This window comes from Pseudomonas sp. BJa3 (genome assembly GCF_026343815.1).
Lineage (GTDB): Bacteria > Pseudomonadota > Gammaproteobacteria > Pseudomonadales > Pseudomonadaceae > Aquipseudomonas > Aquipseudomonas soli.
In genome coordinates this window covers 1-230 of sequence record NZ_JAOXMC010000604.1, presented here as the reverse complement: position 1 = coordinate 230, position 230 = coordinate 1, and the positions used below count along the sequence as shown (strand labels likewise).

The following is a 230-nucleotide window of genomic DNA, read 5'->3' as shown; positions in this document are numbered from 1 at the left end:
GCAAGCGCGTCCGCGCGGGCTTTGCGGCCCTGGCCCAGCATGTCCTGGTTTTCCAGCCTGAAGGGCAGTTCCCGCGCGGGGAGATTGGCGCAGATGCCGTTCTGCGTATCCAGGTAGGCCTGGATGGCTTTGCTGAAGTTGCTCTTGTTGGCGTCCTTGGCGCTGCCGCACGCCGCCAGGGCGAGGGCGATGCTGCTCACGGCAACGAGTTTGAAGGCGGTCTGCAAGGC

General features: G+C 65.7%; 1 pseudogene. It reads right to left on the bottom strand.

The window, feature by feature from the left end:
- Nucleotides 1-230: pseudogene (locus OH705_RS28960) on the bottom strand (hypothetical protein); the annotation flags it as partial.